The 22125-nt window shown below is 46.6% G+C and carries 17 protein-coding genes; 6 read left to right on the top strand and 11 right to left on the bottom strand.

The window, feature by feature from the left end; genetic code table 11:
* A partial coding sequence (locus J6U00_RS06085; protein ID WP_296580185.1) for a hypothetical protein occupies positions 1 to 293 on the top strand: 293 nt, incomplete at its 5' end.
* Positions 294 to 331: 38 nt separating this feature from the next.
* Here the strand turns inward: J6U00_RS06085 and asnB are convergent.
* From asnB to J6U00_RS06065, 4 genes are all read right to left on the bottom strand, one after another.
* Complete coding sequence (gene asnB / locus J6U00_RS06080) at positions 332 to 2149, bottom strand: asparagine synthase (glutamine-hydrolyzing) (RefSeq protein ID WP_296580183.1); 1818 nt, start codon at positions 2147 to 2149, stop codon at positions 332 to 334.
* A 197-nt stretch (positions 2150 to 2346) separates the two neighbouring features.
* Positions 2347 to 3090, bottom strand: a complete 744-nt coding sequence (gene pflA / locus J6U00_RS06075) for a pyruvate formate-lyase-activating protein (protein WP_296580181.1) — start codon at positions 3088 to 3090, stop codon at positions 2347 to 2349.
* The gene (locus J6U00_RS06070) at positions 3087 to 4412 is read right to left on the bottom strand and encodes a CCA tRNA nucleotidyltransferase (protein WP_296580179.1); all 1326 of its coding nucleotides are present in this window, start codon (positions 4410 to 4412) and stop codon (positions 3087 to 3089) included. Before J6U00_RS06070 ends, pflA begins: the two co-directional genes overlap by 4 nt.
* A gap of 24 nt (positions 4413 to 4436) precedes the next feature.
* Positions 4437 to 5333, bottom strand: coding sequence for a CPBP family intramembrane glutamic endopeptidase (locus J6U00_RS06065; RefSeq protein WP_296580177.1), 897 nt, complete (start codon positions 5331 to 5333; stop codon positions 4437 to 4439).
* Positions 5334 to 5672: 339 nt separating this feature from the next.
* On the opposite strand from J6U00_RS06065, the gene J6U00_RS06060 reads away from it, so the two are divergent.
* Complete coding sequence (locus J6U00_RS06060; RefSeq protein WP_296580175.1) at positions 5673 to 8918, top strand: carbohydrate-binding domain-containing protein; 3246 nt, start codon at positions 5673 to 5675, stop codon at positions 8916 to 8918.
* 131 nt (positions 8919 to 9049) lie between these two features.
* On the opposite strand, the gene J6U00_RS06055 is transcribed toward J6U00_RS06060, so the two are convergent.
* The 6 genes from J6U00_RS06055 to J6U00_RS06030 all read right to left on the bottom strand — a co-directional run bounded on the left by J6U00_RS06055 (position 9050) and on the right by J6U00_RS06030 (position 17130).
* The gene (locus J6U00_RS06055; RefSeq protein ID WP_296580173.1) at positions 9050 to 11107 is read right to left on the bottom strand and encodes a PASTA domain-containing protein; all 2058 of its coding nucleotides are present in this window, start codon (positions 11105 to 11107) and stop codon (positions 9050 to 9052) included.
* A gap of 238 nt (positions 11108 to 11345) precedes the next feature.
* Positions 11346 to 13712 carry a hypothetical protein gene (locus J6U00_RS06050; protein ID WP_296580171.1) on the bottom strand — a complete coding sequence of 789 codons (2367 nt, stop codon included), beginning with the start codon at positions 13710 to 13712 and terminating at the stop codon, positions 11346 to 11348.
* A 27-nt stretch (positions 13713 to 13739) separates the two neighbouring features.
* Complete coding sequence (locus J6U00_RS06045) at positions 13740 to 14987, bottom strand: glutamate-5-semialdehyde dehydrogenase (protein ID WP_296580169.1); 1248 nt, start codon at positions 14985 to 14987, stop codon at positions 13740 to 13742.
* 41 nt (positions 14988 to 15028) lie between these two features.
* Positions 15029 to 15820 carry a glutamate 5-kinase gene (proB, locus tag J6U00_RS06040; protein WP_296580168.1) on the bottom strand — a complete coding sequence of 264 codons (792 nt, stop codon included), beginning with the start codon at positions 15818 to 15820 and terminating at the stop codon, positions 15029 to 15031.
* A 14-nt stretch (positions 15821 to 15834) separates the two neighbouring features.
* Entirely contained in the window at positions 15835 to 16785 is a 951-nt protein-coding gene (locus J6U00_RS06035; RefSeq protein ID WP_296580167.1) for a D-2-hydroxyacid dehydrogenase, read from the bottom strand.
* Positions 16786 to 16788: 3 nt separating this feature from the next.
* Entirely contained in the window at positions 16789 to 17130 is a 342-nt protein-coding gene (locus tag J6U00_RS06030; RefSeq protein WP_296580165.1) for a hypothetical protein, read from the bottom strand.
* 241 nt (positions 17131 to 17371) lie between these two features.
* Here J6U00_RS06030 and J6U00_RS06025 point away from each other — a divergent pair, with 241 nt between their 5' ends.
* The 4 genes from J6U00_RS06025 (at position 17372) to J6U00_RS06010 (ending at position 21831) form a co-directional block, all read left to right on the top strand.
* Positions 17372 to 17809, top strand: a complete 438-nt coding sequence (locus tag J6U00_RS06025; protein ID WP_296580163.1) for a hypothetical protein — start codon at positions 17372 to 17374, stop codon at positions 17807 to 17809.
* Positions 17810 to 18321: 512 nt separating this feature from the next.
* Complete coding sequence (locus J6U00_RS06020; RefSeq protein ID WP_296580160.1) at positions 18322 to 19005, top strand: response regulator transcription factor; 684 nt, start codon at positions 18322 to 18324, stop codon at positions 19003 to 19005.
* On the top strand, positions 18998 to 20680 hold the full coding sequence (locus tag J6U00_RS06015) for an ATP-binding protein (RefSeq protein ID WP_296580158.1): 1683 nt from the start codon (positions 18998 to 19000) through the stop codon (positions 20678 to 20680). The genes J6U00_RS06020 and J6U00_RS06015 overlap by 8 nt, the downstream gene beginning before the upstream one ends.
* A gap of 11 nt (positions 20681 to 20691) precedes the next feature.
* The gene (locus tag J6U00_RS06010) at positions 20692 to 21831 is read left to right on the top strand and encodes an ATP-binding protein (RefSeq protein WP_296580156.1); all 1140 of its coding nucleotides are present in this window, start codon (positions 20692 to 20694) and stop codon (positions 21829 to 21831) included.
* Between the two features lie 79 nt (positions 21832 to 21910).
* Here J6U00_RS06010 and J6U00_RS06005 read toward each other — a convergent pair.
* On the bottom strand, positions 21911 to 22125 hold a 215-nt coding region (locus tag J6U00_RS06005; RefSeq protein WP_296580155.1), incomplete at its 5' end, for a DUF4291 family protein.

The following is a 22125-nucleotide window of genomic DNA, read 5'->3' as shown; positions in this document are numbered from 1 at the left end:
GCGCTATTGTGTTTGTATGCAACTCAATGAGAAATGTTGGCGGCTTTGTGCTCTCTCTCATGATGGATACAATAATATCCACCGTAGCAGGAATGATAGTAATGTTTTCAAGAAGCGATAAGGTTGAAAAGATCGCTTCTATCGCAATACCGAGCTTGCAGAGGGACGCATTCAGATATGCTCCAGACAATGTTCCAGAGAACGCTATTATTATGATAATTATTGATATAGCAATATTTATCGCTGCAACAATAGGCGGAATAATGGTATTTAACAGAACTGACCTTAAATAATATTTCCGAAGCTCCCACAAGGGAGCTTCATTTTATGTCTATTTCAGGCGTATGTCAAAGCGCTCCAGCCAGTAGTTGAGTTGTATGAAATATGATATGGTCTGCGGCAGATTCATCAGCTGTCCGTACCACTGCACGTTTTCCTCATGTCGTAGCAGCTTTTCAAGTTCCTCTCGCTTTACGAGCTGAGTCAGCTTATCTCCGCCGTTATCCAGTATGCTCCGGAGCTTCTCTGTGACTCCAGATAAAAACGCTGGATTATGGGTCTTGGGATAGGGGCTTTTTTTACGTTGCAGAACATTCTTCGGTAACCAATCTTTCATAGCTTCGCGGAGAAGGCCCTTTTCTCTGCCCATATAGTCCTTATACTCCCATGGTACATTGTAAAGGTACTCGGCTATGCGGTAGTCACAGAAAGGTACCCGGACTTCAAGACCGCTGAACATGGACATTCTGTCCTTGCGGTCAAGAAGATTCTGCATGAACCAGTGAAAATTAAGCTGGGTCATTTCGCGCATACGGGATTCAAGAGGGCTGTCACTGTCAAGTTTTAAGGTACTGTCGGCGGTCCTCTGATAGGCCGAGTATACGTATTCCTCAGGGTTTATTCTCATGGCGTACTCGTCACAAATAAAGCGGCTGCGGTAGGCTGTACACTGAGCCCACGGAAAGCCATTTGTCATGCGGATATCCTTGTCTCTGTACCATGGATAACCGCCAAATATCTCGTCGGCACATTCTCCTGAAAGAGCGACCGTACCGTGTTTTTTTATTTCCCGACAGAAAAGCAGTAGAGAGGCGTCAACGTCAGCCATGCCGGGAAGACCTCTGGCTTCAGTTGCATCGTCAAGAGCTTCGATTAACTCGGTAGTATCTACTACGGTCCAGTGGTGATCAGATCCGAGATATTCAGTCATACAGTTTATATATTCAGGGTCACTGTTGGGCTGAAAATGGCTGATTTGGAAGTATCTATCATTGTCTGCATAATCCACGGAGAATGTGCTGAGCCTTTTTCCATGCTTTTTTAGCTCAGAAGCCGCAACAGAGGAGATAAGGCTTGAGTCTAGACCACCCGAAAGGAAAGTACATACAGGCACGTCAGAGATTAGCTGCCGCTTTATGGAGTCGAGGAGGAGATCCCGGACATGCTCGGCGGTCTGTTCAAAGCTCTCGTGGAGCTCAAAGGCTCGTAGCCGCCAGTATTCGTGTATATTCAGTCCATTTATATCATAGTAACCGCACCAGCCGGGAGGAAGCTCTTTTACACCGCGTATCACTCCGCAGCCCATAGTTCTGCCGGGAGCCATGAGTATGAGCTCGGCAGCGCCCGTCTCGTCTATCTCATGGGGAATATCAGGGTGTTCAAGGAGTGCTGGAAGCTCTGAGGCGAAGATGAGCTTGTCGTCAGTCTTAAAGTAAAACAATGGCTTCACGCCTATACGGTCACGGGCAAGAAAGACTTGATGCTCCTGCTCGTCATAGACTGCAAGGGCGAATATCCCGTTAAAGTGTTTAACGCAGGAGCTTCCCCATTTTATGTAGCCTTTGAGCACTACCTCAGTGTCTGAACGTGTGGTAAAGTCAAAATCCTCTGCAAGCTCGCGGCGGAGCTCCTCTGTGTTGTACAGCTCACCGTTATATATAATAGTATACTTCCCGAAGGTCATAGGCTGCCTTCCGCCGTTTATGTCGATGACTGCAAGACGTGTGTGTATGAGGGCGGCTTCCTTTGTGAGCAGCATACCGCGCTGGTCGGGCCCCCGGCGAAGCATGGCACGCTGCATTTTTTCATAGACCTTCATATCTTCGCGCATATCTTCAATGAAGCTGATAGCTCCCGCAATTCCGCACATAATGTTCTCCACCGCTTTACGGCATACGGCACGCCGTGATAAATAAAAATTAAGCTTTGATAAATTTTTATTTGAGGTGAGTAGTAAGTAGAAAGTAGAGATTAGAAGCAGCTTAACTGCATTATTCTAATTACTACTCTCTACTCACTAATAATATGAAAAAGACCTCCGTAATGTTACGAAGGTCTTGTTTTTTGTTATTTCTGCCTTTGAAGTCCGAACTTTATACCTGCGATAATAGTCTCACGCGCCTTTACTGCTTTTTCCTTTGTCAGCGGTGGAGTATCGCCAAGAGGATAATCAAGTCCCAGCTCGGCATACTTTGCCTTTGCCATGTCATGATAGGGGAGAACATCGAGCGCTTTCAGATTGCTGAGTGTAGAGAGATACTCTCCAAGAGAGAAAAGCTCCTCATACCTGTCAGTGATGCCAGGTACTACCACATGACGTATCCACACCGGTATGCCGAGGTCGCGGATGTGCTCTGCAAAGGCAAGTACATTGCGGTTGCCTATCCCTGTCAAATCCTGGTGAAAGTCATTTTCGATGTGCTTTATATCAAGCATTACAAGGTCGGTATATTTAAGTGCTCTGTCGATGCTTTCATGATGTTCGGGGTCGTAAACTCCTGCTGATGTATCGAGACAGGTGTGGACTCCCTTGCTTTTGGCGAGAGAAAAGAGCTCCGCAAGGAACTCTGGCTGTGCAAGGGGTTCGCCTCCTGTAGCGGTTATACCGCCGGACCTCAGGAATTCCCTGTACGAATCATACTCCTTCATCAGCTCCTCTGCTGTGGTTTCCTTACCTCCGGAAAAGTCCCATGTATCAGGGTTGTGACAGTACTTACACCTCAGAGGACATCCCTGAAAGAATACCACGAAGCGTATCCCAGGACCGTCAACGGTACCAAAGCTCTCTGTCGAATGTATCCTTCCTGTCATTTTTTGCACTCCTTTTCTGCATATTTCAGCAGTATTTCTTTTTCATTTGGAAGCTCGTCCTCCATGACGAGTTCAAGGAGCTTATGCTGCATTTCGCCTATTTCAGCCCCTTTCAGCCCGAGTGCGACAAGCTCCGAGCCGTTTATATCCAGTCCGACGAGACTGCGGCACTCGTTGCCAGCGATTATTTCCCTTCCAGTGTCTGCAAGTTTGTCAAAGTACAGATTCTCCTCCAGTACGAACTCGTTTTTGGCCGAATTATCACACTTCTTCATCTCTGTAAGAGCGAAGAATAGTTCGTCGCCGATACGGTACATCATTTTTTTTACGTCAGCTCTGCCCCGGAGCTTTTTGCTGTGATTAGCAATGAGAGCTGTGGAGTAAGAAATGGACTTTGTATCGTAACGAAGGCGTTTCATGACCTTTTCGGTGATTTCGGCACCTACGCGGTCATGCTGCTTGAAATGACCTCTGCCTGTTTCGTCCAACTTCATGCAGGCAGGCTTGCCAATATCGTGGAAAAGCAACGTTCTTCTCAGCTTTACGTCGTTTTCCGGCGCAAAGCCGATAGCTCTAACAGTGTGCTCCCATACTGTGTACTTGTGGTATGGAGAACGCTGGTCAAGTCCGATGCTTGGTTTGAATTCGGGGATAACAGAGGTTATTACGTCGCTGTACTCTAAGAGGACAGACGTACTATTTTTTCCGCATACAATTTTATCCAGCTCGTCGCGTATACGCTCATTTGATATATTCTGGAGCAGGTCCTTCATATCGTGTATAGCTGTAGCGGTATCATCATCTATAACAAAGCCAAGCTGTGAGGCGAAGCGTACAGCCCTCATAATGCGGAGAGCATCCTCAGAGAATCGCTTCTTCGGGTCACCTACGCAGCGTATGATACCCTCTTTCATGTCAGAGATGCCACCGAATGGGTCTATGACAGAGCCATTTTTGTCCATAGCAGTTGCGTTTATGGTGAAGTCGCGCCTTGCAAGATCGGCGGTTATATCAGAAGTGAACTCCACACTGTCTGGACGGCGGTGATCAGTATATGTTCCGTCAATGCGGTATGTAGTGATTTCAAATGGCTCACCGTCGCATAATACTGTAACAGTGCCGTGCTTTATGCCAGTCGGTATGACTTTATAGCTGCAGAATACTCGCAGGATATCCTCAGGTAGAGCATTTGTGGTTATGTCTATATCATGGTACTCTCTGCCCATAACGCTGTCGCGGACGCAGCCGCCGACCATGTATGCTTCAAAGCCGCAGCTTTCAAGCTCAGATAGGAGCTTTTCCGCGTTTTTATCAATTTTCAAGGCCGCATCTCCTTTCATAAGGTATCAGAACTCCTCAAACACGTCTATTTTACGTCGATAATCGATGTATATAAGTCCTGCGGCAAAAATAGCCATTGGTATAATGGCAATTAGTCCTATATCCATGGGACCTAATACTGAACGTTCAAGGTGACCGGTTCCCCTAAGCATACAGGGATTGAAGGTGGTATTGGTAGTGCTGTGAATAATTGCGGGTAGCCATATACTGCCAGACTTTACGTACAGCCAGTCCGAGATTATGCCTGTTGTCACAGTGAAAACGCAGAAGGCAAACAGTCCCAGCAATGGAGCTCCGATGTATCTCGTACCGTATTCGTAGCCGGCCAGCAGTATCAAGGGAAAATGCCATACTCCATGTATCGTTCCGCCAAGAAGAAGTCCTTTAGCCTTCCCAAAGCGATTTTTCAGCTCAGGATAAAGGAAGCCTCTCCAGCCTATCTCTTCGCCAAGTCCGAGAAATACCCCAAAACATGTATAGAATGAGGTTAGTGAATAGAATATCTCCTTTGCGATATACATACCGTAAGAGCTTCCAGTCCTGACGCATTCCTCAAAGGCTTCACAATCTACGTCACGCAGATATTCTCCGGAATGAGCAATATCATCTGAAAATACAAGGTAATATAGAGCAGCTCCTGCTATCTGAAAAACGGTCGGCATCAGCCACGCAAAGAGTATCAGTTTTATATTTTTAGTGATATTGGGCCTCCAGCCCATTCTGCCCACATCTGCCTTTGAAAAGAAGGCTCCAAGAGTCGGCATGAGCATACAGAAGGACAGCGCATAGCTGAAGCTGACTGCTCCTGCCATATTGTTATGACCAAGATCCCGGCAGCCAATGACTTGTATTATCCATGAGGAAATAAATGTAAAGAGGAGATATTTTCTTACTTTTGACATTATGGCATTCAACTCCCTGAAAAAAATCATTTGTCAAAAAGCGAGCAGATGAGGACTTACTATTATTATACAACAAATAAGGGACTTTGGCAAGATATCCAAATCAAAAAGGACTTTTTTGTGCGTTATTGTAAATTGCTTAACCTCTGTAAAAATAGTATAATTAAAACAGGGACAATTAAATAGTGACATATAAAATTATGTCCTGTTAAGATGATTTTAATTTTCTTTTAAGGAAATTTTAAGATTATTTCAAGGTGAAGCCGTTATAATGTAACCATAGTCAAACTCGGTTTGACCTTTAACAGGGCGATATTAAGAAAAGGAGAATGATCACTTATGAGAAACAATGGCTTAAGGAAGCTCATTGCAGGTGTTTCTGCTGCTTGTCTGGCGGCAGCTGCTATGCCGGTGGTGGGCTGTGCAGCGGAAACGGAAGTTTCCACAATGGTCGGCGATGCAAACTGCGACGGCGGAGTTGATATGGCTGACGCTGTCATGATAATGCAGGCACTTGCAAACCCAAACAAGTATGGTGTGAGCGGTTCGGACGAACACGCTATTACCAATCAAGGTTGGATTAACGCAGACTGCAACGGTGAAAACGACGGCGTTTCCACAAATGATGCACTTGCAATCCAGATGTATCTTCTGGGCAAGGGCGAGCTAAGTAGCGGAAAGACTGATATTACTCCTGTTGCTGATGCAGTGAAGATTCACCTCAAGAACACTTCTATCGAAGTAGAGGGCGAAAATGCTGTAGTCGAGGGCACAAAGGTCACTATCACTCATTCCGGTGAATATTATGTGGACGGCACTCTTGACGACGGTCAGATTGACGTTAATATCGCTGACGTTACTGCGGACGCTGAGACTGTAAAGATATTCCTCAATAATGCGAATATCACAGGCAAGAGCGCTCCTGCAATACTTATCACAAACGCAAAGAATACATCTATCAATATTGTTGATGGCACCGAGAATACCGTTTCGGACGGCGATACAGCCTACGAGGGCGATTATGCTAAGTCGGCAGTTATCGAAGCCAAGGACGATATTACTATCAAAGGCGGCGAAAAGGGCGATGGCGTCCTTACGATCACTGCTAATACACAGGATGCTGTGTCTTGCAACAACGACATCAAGATAAATGGCGGCAAGATTAGCATCACAACGCTGAATTCTGAGAGCAATACCGACGGTATCAAGGCTAAGAAATCTATAACTGTAAAGGACGGAATATTGGATATCGACGCCGAGGGTGATGGAATCAAGTCTAGCAAGGATGCTGTTTCCTTCACAGGCGGTATTACAAGAATCAAGGCAGGCAAGGATGCTGTACAAGCTGAAACAACAATTGATATCAGCGACGGCGTACTCGTTGCTGGCGGCGATAGAGGACTTACAGCCGCAGCCGTAAATATCACAGGCGGTACTGTTATCGCTACAGCTACAGAAGCTCAGATTGATGAAAAGCTTCTTGAAGGTACAACACAGACTACTGTACTTCTAAACTGTATCGACGATCCTACAAACGAGAAGGACGGTACATGGAAGAAGGACAATAGTATAGTTATACCTAGCGTTGATGTCAAGTATCCGAAGAAGTTCAAATATGTCCTCTTCAGTGCTACTTCCATAAACGGCGCCAAGTCATGCGGCTTCAAGAACCTTTCAACAGGTGCTTCCGTAACTCATACAGATGGTAAGCAGACACAGTTCCAACTCAGTCTGATAACTGTATTCGATAATGTTGATCCCTCAGGTACTTTAAAAAGTGATGTAGTGCCTACACCGGTTCCAGAGGGATTTACTATAGCTCTTTCCGATTCGGGAATGGTTACCAGCGCCTCTGACGAGGCAAAGATTGAAAACAACGTATGCACGATCACTCAACCGGGGGTTTTTACAGTAACCGGCGAGATGACTGGCGGACAGATCGTTGTTGATGTAGACAAGACTGTCTATCCCGACGGCGTCGTTGAGCTCGTTCTCAGCGGCATGAGCCTTACAAATACCAAGAATTCTCCTATATACGTAGCATCTATCGCAGATGAGGTCATTATTACCGCTAAAAACGGTACAGAGAATACAATTTCTGACGGTGAGAGCTACACCAACGCAGACAACGCTTCGGCTGCTATCTACTCGAAGGATGACATAAAGTTCAAGGGTAAGGGAAAGCTCACCGTAAACGGAAACGCTGCGGACGCTATCGTCGGAAAGGACGATATCAAGATATATAATAGCACACTGACAGTTAACGCAACCGATGACGGAATCCGTGCAAAGGACAGCGTAACTATCGGTAATACATCATCAGCCGGTGAAGAAGCAGACTATTCCGCACTCAGTGTCACAGTTAAGACAAAGGGTGGCGACGGAATAAAGGCTACATCTAAAGAGACTTCGTCCACCGCAAAGCAGGTAGGTATAGTTACTGTCAATGGCGGAACTGTTAATATAGACTCCTACGCAGATGGCATACAGTCAGAGCAGTTCTTTGTTATGAACGGCGGCAATGTTAATGTCAAGACCTATCAGGGAAGCTCCTTCACTGGAACTTCAACAGGCAGCAATACAGGAGGCAGAGGCGGTTTCATGGACGGCAACTCCGATAAGACCGATATTTCCGCAAAGGGCATAAAGGTAACAGGTCTTTATGACGAAGCTGGCACTACGTGGCAGAGCGGTGGTGATATCACGATAAACGGTGGTACGCTGACTATCGACTCCTCAGACGACTGTATTCACGGTAGCGGCAACGTTGACCTAATGGGCGGCGATATAAAGCTTGCTTCTGCGGACGACGGTGCTCATGCCGGTCATGCCTTCACTATAGGCGCTAAAGACGGCGGCTACGATAAGGTGGTCGTATATGTTGAAAAGGCTTATGAGGGCATAGAGGCTCAGAAGATCTACCAGAACAGCGGTTCTGTTATCATAAACTCCACTGACGACGGCTATAATGCAGCAGGCGGCAGTGACGGTTCAGGCAGCGGCAACACTGGTATGCCATGGGATCAGGGCGGCTTCGGCGGCGGCAGACCTGGCGGCGGCGGAATGGGCGGTTTCGGCAATAGCAGCGCTGATTATATAATCCAGATAAACGGCGGCTTCTCGCTTGTAAACGTTACCAACGGAGACCATGATGGTTTTGATTCTAACGGCAATATCGAGATAAACGGCGGGTATGTAGTCACAAACGGCAATGAGCCTTTTGACTGCGGTGACGGCGGTGGATTCTCGGTAAAGTGCAATGGCGGAGTATGGGTAAGCAATTGCCCGTCAGGCGGTATGAGCTTCGGCGGCACAGAGCTTACTGCCGCAGTCGATGTATCGAGCTGGATAGATCCGAATACAAGGCTATCACTCGTAGGCAATGACAATAAGGTAATACTTTCATTCATAGTTGATAAAGACGTAAAACTCCTTAAAGCAGGCGGTTCGGGCGTAAGTTCCGGTGCTGCCTTCTATACAGGTGGAATTCTTAATGGTTCCACTTACTTCCAGACTACCGACCAGACGCAGCTTGCGGCATACGGCGGTACGCTTGAAGGCGGACAAAAAGTGACATCTTCATGATCATTCAGATCCTTTTCTCAAAACGCGCCACAGTATTCCCGTACTGCGGCGCATTTCCCTTTGTACAGGTATGTATAATAAAAAGACCATAACGAAGCGTTTACTTCCTTATGGTCTTTTGCTTTAATTGTTTAACCCTGACCGCCGTCGTCTATTGTTGTGACTTCAACAGGCGGAGCTTCTGTAGGCGGATCCGTGGGAGGCTCCGTAGGAGGCTCTGTGGGCGGATCTGTAGGCGGTGCGGTAGTGATCGGTGCCTGAGTTGTGGTAGGTGCCGCTGTAGTAGTGGGCGCCGCTGTAGTTGTAGCTGCTGCGGTAGTGGTCGTATTAGCTACTGTAGTTGCAACTGAGGTGGTAGTTACAGCAGATGTAGTACTTTGCTGCGAGTCGCTTCCGGAAGCATAGTATACAGTCAGCTTTTTTCCGCTTGAGCAGTCGAATACTGTACCGGGCTCAACTTTCTTTCCGTCAGAGCGGAGCTCGATAATGGTATTTGCCTTGCCGGAGGAGTTCTTGGATTCTACAAACTCATAGTTATGGGACGATATTCCGGCGGAGTCAAGGGCGTTTTTGTACTGGTCAACTGTTTTTCCTGAGAATTCTGGAATAGTTGCCTTGCTCTTGCCCTTGCTAACCTTGATAACTATAGTATCTCCCTCTGCGATCATCTCACCCTCGGGAACGCTCTGCTCGAAGATCATATCACTCTCATAGTCATCGTTGTATTCATAAACGGCTTCAAGGTTGAACTCCGTGTTCTTCTTTTCTATTTCGTAGAATCTGCCGATCAGCCTTGGCATAACAATATTTTTTTCCTTTGTTGTGGCACTATCGTCAACGACGTTGTCACTTACGATAGTGGAACGCTTGCTTCTTGACTTTGAAGTAGTGTCCTCCTCTTCTTCAGTAGAGAATATATGCATGAGGAGAACAACTATTATAAGAAGAATCGACAGGAAAAGGAGACCTATAATAACCGGAACCTTTATACGGTCCACTGTATTTACCTTTTCGTAGTTGTAGCTGTCGTCCCTGAGAGGTCTGTTGTAGGCAGGAGCGCTGTGCTGGTGTATGACTTCTTCCTCTGGGAGTGGAGCTGACGGCTGCACTGCATGGTAAGCAGGCGCGATAACAGGCTCGGGCTCTGGATCAGGAGCAGATGCACCTGGACGATCGTTTAGGAAAAGAGTGCTGTCGAAATCCTCGTCTTCAGTATCTTCCTCCTCAGGTTGCTCAAAGAGCTTTGTCACGAGCTCGGTGATGGTCTGTATACGGTCTCTGCCGTTGAGGTTCATACCTTCCATGATTACACGGGAAACATGTTTAGGTATACTTGGATCAAGCGTATTTGGTTCGTGGAGGTCATCGTGGTTTTGACGGCTAACCGAATCCACAGGCATACAGCCTGTAAGGGCTCTGTAAAGCAGGGCACAGACGCCGTAAACATCTGTCCATGAGCCCTGACGGCTGCTGCTGCTCGCAGAATACTGCTCGGGAGCCGCATAGCCCTTGAAAAGCTCATATTCAAGCCCTGCGTTTGCTGTTCTTACAGCTGATACGCAGAAGCCACAGAGCTTCAACTCGCCCTTGTCGGTGATATACACTGTATCAGGGCTTATAGCGCGGTGTATTATACCAGCATTATGGAGTATACCGATAGTGGTAAAGAGTGGAGGGAATATCTTTGATACCTCTTCCCAGCTGAGCTCCCCAGCGTTTTCCTTGAGGTAGTCCAGTATCTTTACGCCCTCGATGTACTCAAAAACGGTGTATGTCGTGTTGTTCTCGGCGAACATATCGAGAACAGGAGGTATATTAGAGTTGTTGCGGAGCCTTGCAAGGGACTTGTTCAGCTCTGTGTACTCAGCCATAAACGCCTTGTACTTGGCAAGGTTGTTGTAATTTACGCTGATAGTAGGCTTGTTTTTTACTCGGGTACACAGGTTTATGGGCATATATTCTCTGATAAACACCTTTTTACCCGTTGATATATCACAGCCGATATATGTTGCACCCTCGCCGTTGTATTCAAGAAGAATACCGCAGAGATACTTAGTGTGAAGTATTGTACCCGGTGGAACGTACATAGGGTCATACTCAGCACTTTCAACGTATCCGCAGGACGGACATACATGAAGTGAACTGTCGTATTGTTCCATACATCTGTTACAATATTTACTGTCTCCCAAAGCAGCTCCTCCTCCTAAAAATAGTATATGCACAATAAAGGCATCATATCTATTTTATCAATAAAATCGTAAAATGTCAACTGTTTGAAGCTCGATATTCTGAAATCCTATGAATTTGTATTTATTTTGTAATTATTTCACGGGTAAGCATTTCCTAATTGTAACATTTGGAGAAAAAAACCGGGAACGGCTTAAACCGTTCCCGGATGCAGTCAGCGGAGAATTCCGCTTGTATTTTTTAAAGATTTCCGTTGTTTACGGAGAGTATCTTCATTGAATTGTATCGGAAGGTACCATCTTCCTTTTCGGTGAGCTTGTACTCAGCCTGCTTTGCCACGGTCTTTTCCATCCACTGTGGCAGCTCCGAGATATAGTCAACAGTGAGGGTATACTCCTTTCCGTTCTTGACTATTGTCTTTATTTCGGGAGCGTAGGTATGAGTAATAGTCTTCATCTTAACATTGTAGGCTCCGTCGGAGTAGTAGAAACGCGATTCCACAGGTCCTACGGTGCAGTGGTTGAATTCGGGGATATTCTCTCCAAACAGCTCTACTGCGTATTTCTCTACGTCAACGTCGGGGATAGTCACGGTATCCAGAGTAGGCTCATAGTTTGAGACTTTGCTGTCATCCATAATTATTGACCATATAGTAGCGGTAATTATCTGCTCTGAGGTGAGCTGTGACGGGTCGCTGAAGGGCTCTATATCCATTATAGCTGCTGGATATATCATTTGTGTGAAACTGTCCTTCTTTACTTCTCCGGAGGTAAAACTGCGGAACAGTCCTACGCCCTTGAATACCGTAGCGATGATACCGATAACCGCAAATGCCGACAGAACCACGCCAAGTATGGTATACAGGCGTTTTTTTCTGTTGGGATCGGCGGCATTGTCGGCAGGACTGAATTCGGTATGCTCACTACGTTGTGAGATGAGCTTTCCAGAATCCTCCTCGAGCATCTTCTGTATAGTCGAAGCAGACTTTTTCTGTGGCTTTTCAGGCTGTTCCGGAGTTTCTGAGACAGACTGCTCCTTCTCTTCATCCTCCGAGGTGCCGTCAAACACCTCTGACTCGTTGAGTGCCTCGGATATGCTTTCTATTTCAGGCGATGGAATGAATTCTTCATCTGGCAGGAATTCTTCTTCCGCCTCAGCTTCCTTAGCAGGCGGCGCTATGGCGCCCATCTGCGACCTGCGCATATCTATTACCTGACGCTGTTTGTCGGGAGTGAGCTCATCGAACCGTTCTTTCAGCTCGGGAGTGAGCCCTGCGATTATATCCTCGTCACTGAGTATAAGCTGCTTTGGCGTGGAAGTATCTCTGTGGCTGCTGATATCGTCGATAACCTCTGCTGCGTCCTCACGGATGTTGTCGAGCATATCCCCGACGGGATCGCTTTCGGGAACGGAAGCTTCTTCCTCCGGGTGGTTTATAGCAGCTATAGCGGCATCGATAAGGTCTGTAGCAGACACAGTATCGCCGCTGTTCTCGAAAAGTCCCTCCTCGGGAGCTTTTTCCTCAGCCATTTCCGGCTCGTCCTTAGCCTTGCTTATGAGTTTCTTGAAGAAGCCGAACTTTTTGGGCTTTTCAGGTTCTTCCGAGACTGATTCCTCAGCTGTAGCTGGTTCTGCGGCAGCTTCGCCGATAGCCTCAATAGCTGTATCTACCTCGTCAGCGATGTTATTATCGTTTATTATTGCACTTTCGGGGATAGCCTCCTCCGCAAGGCGCTTCATTTCCTCTATCCTGCGCTGATGCTCAGCCTCTGCGGCAAGTCGGGCTCTTTCCGCCTCTTCCAGTTTTGCCTCTTCGGCAGCCTTCTCAGCGATACGGTTTCTCTCAGCCTCTTCGGCGAGACGTGCCTGCTCGGCAGCTTCTTCAACTCTGCGCTGCTTTTCGGCTTCTATCTGAGCGATGCGGCGCTGCCTTTCAGCTTCCTCTGCAAGCTTAGCTTCCTCGATACGGTGCTGTCTTTCGGCAGCCTCTTGTTCCTGCCGAAGTCTCTCTGCTTCCTCATGTGCCTGACGGCGCAGTCTTGCTTCCTCCTCGAGACGAGCTCTTTCAGCGGCTGCTTCCGCTGCTCTGCGTGCTCTTTCTGCGGCGTGAGCCTCCTCTGCGGCAGTCTCAGCCGCTCTCTGTGCCTGTCTTTCGCGCTCCATTTCCTCACGGCGGAGAGCTTCATAGTCAGGCAGCTCGCCTGAGATAACTATTTTCTTTTTCTTGACCGGCTTCGGTACATCCTCTGTCATGGGGATAGTGTCGAATACCCTTGTCATCTCTGCCGAAGCCTCGGTATGCATTACCTCGTCGATAATATTGGGTACTTCCTCCTCGTCTGCAGGGGGCGGTACTGGTATATCTCCGGATGGTGGAGCGAATTCCCATACGGAAGGTGGGACATTGTCAGATACATTTGCCTCCTCGTCAGGACCATGCTTTTCCTCCTCCAGAGCATGGAGCAGATCGTCTACGGACATATCGTCGAACTTGCTCTTTCTTGTAGCACGAGGAGTATTATGACCTCTTGCAGGAGTGATTCCTCCGCTTCCACCGCCATCCATAAGGCTGTTGAGCATATCGTCAAGATCTTTTCTAATAGCCATTTCGACCTCCAAAAATCAAGTGGTGCTTTATCTAATCTGACCGTTTCCGTTGATCAGGTATTTTACTGTAGTAAGTTCTGTGAGTCCCATAGGTCCTCTTGCGTGGAGCTTCTGTGTTGAAATGCCTATTTCTGCGCCGAAGCCGAATTCACCGCCGTCTGTGAAACGGGTGGAAGCATTTACGTAGACAGCTGCAGCGTCTACCTGCTTTTGGAATTTCTGTGCATTTTCAAGTGAGCTTGTAACGATGCACTCAGAGTGTTTTGTACTGTACTTTCTTATATGAGCGATAGCCTCGTCGATGTTGTCAACTACCTTTACGGCTATGATGAAATCGTTGAATTCCGTTGCGTACTCGGTTTCAGTAGCCTTTTCTACGGCATTACCTAGGATAGCTATTGTCCTGTCACAGCCGAATATCTTAACGTCGTGCTCCTTGAAGCGCTCTGCTATCAGAGGCAGGAACCTGTCTGCGATATCCTTATGTACGAGAAGACTCTCGATAGCGTTACATACGGAAGGACGCTGAGTTTTTGCGTTGTCGGTGATATTTACAGCCATTTCAAGATCTGCGGAAGCGTCAACATATACGTGGCAGTTGCCTGCGCCTGTCTCGATAACGGGAACAGTAGCGTTCTTTACTACAGCCTGTATGAGATTTGCACCGCCGCGGGGGATAATGACGTCAACGTAGCCATTGAGGCGCATAAGCTCCGTGGTGGTCTCACGGTCTGTATTCTCGACTACCTGTATAATATCCGCAGGTAATCCAACTTTTTCCAAAGCCTTTCTCATGATATTTCCGAGGCAAACATTTGAGTTTATGGCTTCTTTTCCACCCTTGAGGATAACGACGTTTCCAGCCTTGAGGCAGAGTGCAGCCGCATCAACGGTGACATTGGGACGTGACTCGAAGATTATGCCTATAACACCGAGAGGTACTCTTGTTTTGATTATCTGCAAACCGTTAGGGCGGTTTCCGCCTCCGATGACCTCACCGATAGGGTCCTTAAGAGCGATTAGCTCATTAACTCCCTTTGCAATGCCTTCGATACGCTTCTCGTCGAGCTTAAGTCTGTCCTGCTTGGCTTCGGTCATGCCGTTGGCCTTAGCAGCGGCTATATCCTTGGCATTCTCAGCGATTATAAGCGCCTTGTTCTCAATAAGAGCCTTTGATATCTCGGCGAGAGCGCTGTCCTTCTGTAATGTGGAAGCGCCTGCTACAGCTGTCTCCGCAGCCTTGGCTCTTTTTCCCAGTTCCTCTGTATAGCTCATAATTACACCTCGTTTATTTAGTGGTCAGTTATCAGTTTTCTTCATCTTGCCTTGAAGAGAGTGCCTATCTCTTTGTCCTCGAAGAGGTCGTAGAGTTTTTCAGGGTCTCTTCCGTTCATTATTATCATATCTATGCCTGCGTTTGTAGCTATCTTGGCAGCAGTTATCTTTGTGGACATACCGCCTGTGCCGAGACTTGTTCCTGCGCCGCCAGCCATTGCCTCAATCTCGGGAGTTATCTTCTCAACGAGAGGAATAGGCTTTGCGTCGGGATTTGTACGGGGATCATCGTCGTAGAGAGAGTCGATATCCGAGAGTATCAGCAGCAGGTCTGCACGTGACAGCTCCGCAACGAGAGCAGATAGGGAGTCATTTTCGCCTATTTCAAGCTCCAGCTCGTCGATAGCGATAGTATCGTTCTCATTGACAATTGGTATAACGTCCATTCCTACCAGCTTCTCTACTGTATTCATGAAGTTCTCGCAGTGATTGGGGTTATTGATTATGGTCTTGGTGAGCAGTATCTGTGCCACCGTAACGCTGTATTTCGCAAACATATCGTCGTATACGTGCATGAGCTCGCACTGACCGATAGCGGCTACAGCCTGCTTGGTCTTAGTATCCTTTGGCTTTTCGGGAAGTCCCAGCTTTCCTGCGCCAAGTCCCACAGCTCCTGAGGAGACCATGATTATCTCACGTCCCGAGTTGTGCAGGTCGGAAATAACGCGGACAAGGTTGGTCATGCGGCGGATATTCAGCTTGCCAGTCTTGTGGGCAAGTGTGGAGGTACCAAGCTTTATGACGATACGCTTCTTTTCGGATATATTTCTCATAGGTATATCTTCCTTCAGTTGACTTTGTTGCGTGGACTGCCACTCTGCCATGCCTTGATATTATCACATACTATATCCACAAGGCGCTGTCTTGTTTCAAGGGGAGCCCATGCGGTATGTGGCGTGATTGTGCAGTTCTTAGCGCCCTTTAGAGGAGTATTGGGAGACATCGGCTCCTTTTCCAGTACGTCAAGGTATGCAGCGGCTATTTTTCCGCTGTTAAGAGCCTCTGCAAGGTCGGCCTCGTTCACTACACCGCCTCTTGATGTGTTTATAAGCATTGCTGTCGGCTTCATGTGGGAAATAAGCTCCCCGTTTATGATACCTGCCGTTTTGTCGGTAAGAGGGCAGTGAAATGTGAGCACGTCAGCTTTTTCGGCGGCTGTATAGAGGTCTGTGACCTCATAAGGACAGTTCTCGGGCTGTGTTCGAGTGCTGATAACGATGTTCATACCGAAGGCAGAGCCTATTTCGGCAACTCTCCGTCCGATAGAGCCGTAGCCCACAATGGAGAGAGTTTTTCCTGCCAGCTCGGCAGTCGGCACCGGGAAATATGAGAAAGCAGGAGAGCGCTCCCACTCGCCGTTTTTAACAGCGTTATCGTAGTCCCTTATGCGGCTGAAGCGGTCGAGTATGTATGCAAATGTCTGCTGAGCAACAGCATTGGTGGAATATTGACCGGCATTGCATACCACTATGCCTTTCTTTGCAGCGTATCCGGTATCAACGTTGTTGAAGCCGGTGGCGAAAAGACCCACATATTTTAAATTTGGACAGGCGTCCATGACCTCTTTTGTAATGAGCACCTTGTTGCAGAGGACAATATCCGCGTCGGCTATGTTATTGGCGGTATCCTCAGGCTTGGTGAGTGAGATTATCTTTACATCGCCCAGCTCCTCAAGCTGAGTTGTTGGGATATCTCCACTTATATTGACCGTATACCAGTCTAGGACGGCTATCTTCAAAGCTTAGTCCTCCTTGGCGGTGGTCGTCTGAGCCGGTGTTTCCTCTGTCGTTTTGGGCTTGCAGACAATAGAGGAAACAAAGGCGATGAGTATCAGTATTAATTCAACTATACCTACGCCGTAGAATATTTTCTTGCTCTCGCTGAAAAGGAGGAGCAGGGCTATAAGGGGAGCTATAGCGAAGATGAGCTGGAAGGGCTTCTTCTGTACTGCGAACCTGTAGCCAAAGAAGATGAGCGAGGCAGCCGCTAATCCGATGAGCATCCACGCTGGGAAGGGAAAAATAGTCGGATTGGAGGCGTCTGATATTTTAGCTATTGATATAAACATATCTGTAAAAAACATATTTACTCCGATCTTCCGCCGTGTGCGATAAAAGCTCAGATAGGCGGATCTTTATTTTTATGCAAAAGCCTGCACATTACAGTATAACACAAACAGCACAGGAATTCAACTATTTTTTTAAAATACAAAAAAAATATGGTCCGGTGCCCTATAATTCCGGCTGATTTCAACAGGTACTTGAATTTTTTAGTATTTCAGCGTATAATAATATTAAATCATAATTTAAGAGTGGTGAATTAGCATGAAATTGAATTTTCAAAGCGAAACTTTGCCTGTAATTAATGGTATTTTATATGCAGACGGTTCAATCCAGCATCTTTGTATAAGCTGTGATGAAAAACATAGAAGACATATTGAAAAGAATTCATGTATAGAGGAAGAAATAGAAGAATCATATATTGGTATTTCGGCGGAATGTAAATCTGATGAGCTTGATTTGAAAGTATCAGTTGGTGAAGGAAGTTTTGGCGGCGATGGATTTATTTTCGCCCAAACTCTAAGTTCTGATTCATTTCTTTGGTTGATTGCATTTGATGATTCAAACCCTTTTATTACGGTAAGAATAGCGGATGACAAAATATTGGTAGAAAATAATCTTTATGAGGTATGGGAAATAAATATAAAAGAAATAACAAATCCCCAAATAGCAATTATAGAACAGTCAAAATTCCTACGTTAATTCTGATTTATCGAAGTAGCACATAACTATCAATTCTCAACTTACCCAAAGCATCGGGCGGCATTCACTGCTTATAGTCATTTCTGGGCTAAAAAGGGAATTACAAAGGTGATTCATGTATAATATTGAAAATTTAAAGGAGTCAATCAATGAGCCCATGCCGTTGTCTGAGATTGCAAAAGTATTTGAGGAAATGTGCGAAGAACCGATAGGCATTGAAATGAGCCTATTTGACACAGGTACATTTTCATTTAATGGTGAAACGCTTTTTTATTGATGAGACAATTTTCGAACGATGATGAATATTATCAGATATATGTTGATGTTCTTTTTTTCACCTGATAATATAAACAGCAAGTTCTCGTTTAATGTGTGGAATATAGAGCTCGAAGATGATTTTTTGATTATATCCGCAGGTCAGAGGCATATGAATATGCAAGCTCTGTGCCATACCAAAGAAAAGATATTTATATAGATAAAACGTAAATTTTGATTTAAAGGAGGTGTACGCAATGATCTATATGCTTGAAGATGAAGCAGGTATACGGAATTTCGTCCTTTATGGTCTGAAAAGCTCTGGTATGGAGGCTGAGGGCTTTGAAACTCCTTCTGCGCTGAGGGCAGCTATGTCGAAACAGATGCCTGAGCTGTTGCTGCTCGACCGTATGCTTCCGGAGGAGGACGGTCTCTCAGTGCTGAAAAAGCTCCGCAGCGCTCCGGAAACAAGAAAGTTGCCCGTGATAATGCTCACGGCAAAGGATTCCGAGCTTGACAAGGTGGAGGGGCTGGATAGCGGAGCTGACGACTACATCGCCAAGCCTTTCGGTATGCTTGAGCTGATATCAAGGATTAAGGCTCTCCTGCGCCGCACCGTCGATACGGTTGCCGAAAGTGGCAGGATAGAGCTTGGCGGACTTTGTGTATACCCATCAAAGCATGAAGTGTTTGCAAACGGTACAAAGGTATCCCTTACCCTTAAGGAGTACGATATGCTGCTTTTCCTCATAAAAAACAAGGGTGAGGTCTTTTCACGCGACCTTCTCCTGAGAGAGATATGGGGCTATGATTTTTCGGGTGAAAGCCGTACAGTTGACGTTCACGTAAGAACTCTTAGGCAGAAGCTGGGCAGCTGCGGCGATCTTATAAAGACTATCCGTGGCGTCGGATACAAGGCAGGTGACGACTTTATTGACTAAGAAAATATTTTTAGGAATAATCTCTATATGCGTGATATCAATGCTTGCAGCAATATTCCTCATAACGGCTGGGCTTTATGGCAGGTCTGCCGAGGTAGCCGCATCAGAAGTAAAAACCAACGCAAGGCTCATAGCATCGGCAGTCGAGCAGGGTGGCGGAGTATACCTTGAAAGGACGGATTTTGGTAAGGATATCCGCGTTACATGGATAAACAGTGATGGAAAGGTCATATACGATTCCGAGGAGGACCCGGATGTCCTTGAAAACCATTCAGATCGTGAGGAGGTATCCAAGGCGTTAGAAAGCGGTGAAGGAAGCGCCTCAAGGTATTCCAGCACCATTATGCAGAAGACGGTGAATCATGCTGTCAGACTGGCCGACGGTTCTGTAATAAGGGTGTCGGGAGTACACAGCTCCCTAATGGCAGAGCTTGTAAAGGTGATAAATCCCATGCTGGGCATACTTGCAGCAGTAGTGCTTTTTTCTGTGCTGGCAGCTTCAATGGTATCAAGAAATATCGTAAAGCCAATAAACGATATCGACCTTGCCCACCCCAAGATAAAGAAGAATTATAAGGAGCTGGCTCCGCTTTTGGAAAAGCTCCGTACTCAGAACAATAAGGTAAGCCGCCAGATGGACGAGCTGCAAAGCAGTCGCGAGCAGTTCAGCCTCATGACGGAAAGCATGACAGAGGGACTTATCATAACCGATCCCAAGCTGATAGTCCTTGCCTGCAATTCCAGTGCGCTCAAGCTTTTGGGTGCATGCTCCTTCACAAAGGGACAGAGCATATACGCCCTGAACAATTCAGATGTTTTCCGTCATTGCCTTCTCAATGCCCTCGGCGGCAGACGCTCTGAGTGTATACTCCGCACCGGCAATGGTCAACGGGAGGTAATAGCCAGTCCTGCTAACAGTATAGACATGGTCTGCGGACTTGTGGTATTCATTATGGACGTTACCGAAAAGCAGGAGCTGGAGACTATGCGCCGGGAGTTCACATCAAATGTTTCCCACGAGCTGAAAACGCCACTCACTACAATATACGGCATTGCGGATATGCTTGCCAACGGCATGGTACAGAGCGGCGATGTGGCTGAATTCGGTGGAAATATTCGCAGCGAGGCAGAAAGGCTCATAAACCTCATCAACGATATTGTATCTCTTTCCAAACTCGACGAGGACACCGCTCCTCGTGAGAGCGAGAGCGTGGAACTCTACAGTCTTGCGGAAGAAGTGCTTGAACGCCTTAGTTTGAGTGCCGAAGAAAAGGGAGTAACTGCCTCTATATCCGGCGAAAGGGTGTCTTTGCTTGGAAGCAGGACCATACTAAGCGAGGTGCTGTATAATCTCTGCGACAACGCCATAAAGTACAACGTCAGCGGTGGAAGTCTCAGCGTTAAGATATCCCATGTGCCTCAGAGGGCTATAATAACTGTCAGCGATACGGGCATGGGTATACCAAAGCAGTACATAGGAAGGATATTCGAACGCTTTTACCGCGTGGATAAGAGTCGTTCAAGCAGGATAAAGGGCACAGGTCTTGGACTTTCCATAGTCAAGCACGGTGTTATCTACCATAATGGAACGGTCAGCGTAAAGAGCGAGGAAGGCAAAGGAACTGTGTTCACAGTGGAGCTTCCCATAGAAAAGAAGCAGCATAATGAGGAATAAGGAGTGTTTTGATGAGCAGGGAGATTGCTGCCATAGAGCTTGAAGAGCTAGACAGCGGCGGATATATGCTTATAGATATGCGTGACAGCTCGGCTTTCGAGTACGGTCACATCGACGGAGCGATAAATATACCGCAGGAGGAGCTGATGATGGCGGAGCTGCCTCGGGATAAAAAACTGATAATCTGCTGTCGCAGCGGTATAATAAGTGGACAGTACGCAGAGAACCTCTGTGAGAGGGGATTTGACGCCTACGACCTTAAAGGTGGATACGTTGAATGGCTACGCATAAAAATGGAGAACAGGCAGGTCACAGATGAAGTAGAGCTGAGTATTCGCAAGAAGTTTAAAAAGTCTGTATGGTGCAAATTCACAAAAGCCATAAACGAGTATGAGCTTGTAAAGGAGGGGGACAGGATAGCTGTCTGTATATCGGGCGGAAAGGACTCCATGCTCATGGCAAAGCTCTTTCAGGAGCTTAAGCGCCACGACAAGTTCCCTTTCGAGGTGGAGTTCCTTGTAATGGATCCTGGCTACAGTCCCGAAAACCGCAGAGTTATCGAAGAAAACGCTCGTTCCCTGTCGATACCGATACACATATTTGAATCGGACATATTCGATTCAGTATACAATATCGAGAAGAATCCATGTTATATATGCGCACGTATGAGGAGAGGATATCTATACAGCCACGCAAAGGCGTTGGGATGTAACAAGATAGCTCTTGGACACCACTTTGACGACGTTATAGAGACCATACTCATGGGAATGCTCTACGGCGGACAGGTACAGACCATGATGCCTAAGCTTCACAGTACCAATTTCGAGGGCATGGAGCTGATACGTCCACTTTATCTCGTCCGCGAAGCCGATATAAAGCACTGGCGCGATTACAACAAGCTTCATTTCATACAGTGTGCCTGCAAATTCACGGATACCTGCACAACCTGTGCTCCGGACAGTCGCTCTGTCTCGAAAAGGCTTGAGGTAAAGAATCTCATAGCGGAGCTAAAAAAGGTGAATCCTCAGGTGGAGAAGAATATCTTTCGCAGTGTGGAAAATGTGAATGTTAATACAGTCATAGCATACAAGGACGACGAGGGCATTCACAGATTCCTCGATACTTATGACAGGAAGGGACTTAAAAAATAGCCCCTAAAATAAACGAGTGCCACATCAAATTACTTGAAGTGGCACTCGCCAGTTTTGATTGTATGCGGTTTCTTAAAAGTTATAGCAAAGGATAAACCTGTTCATTTGGAAGAAAAGATGTTATATCAATTCCCTTTCTTCTTGATATATTAAGTTCTTTGACATATGGGGTTATATCTTCAATATGCACGATCCAATCATTTACATATTCCTTTACTGCATTGTTTCGTATTCCTAATTGAATTGATCGATATGGCAAATTATTGCCTTCAATGTCTTTTTCAGGATCCCATT

Source organism: Ruminococcus sp. (assembly GCF_017650195.1).
Lineage (GTDB): Bacteria > Bacillota > Clostridia > Oscillospirales > Ruminococcaceae > Ruminococcus.
This window is presented reverse-complemented; position numbering and strand designations above follow the sequence as displayed.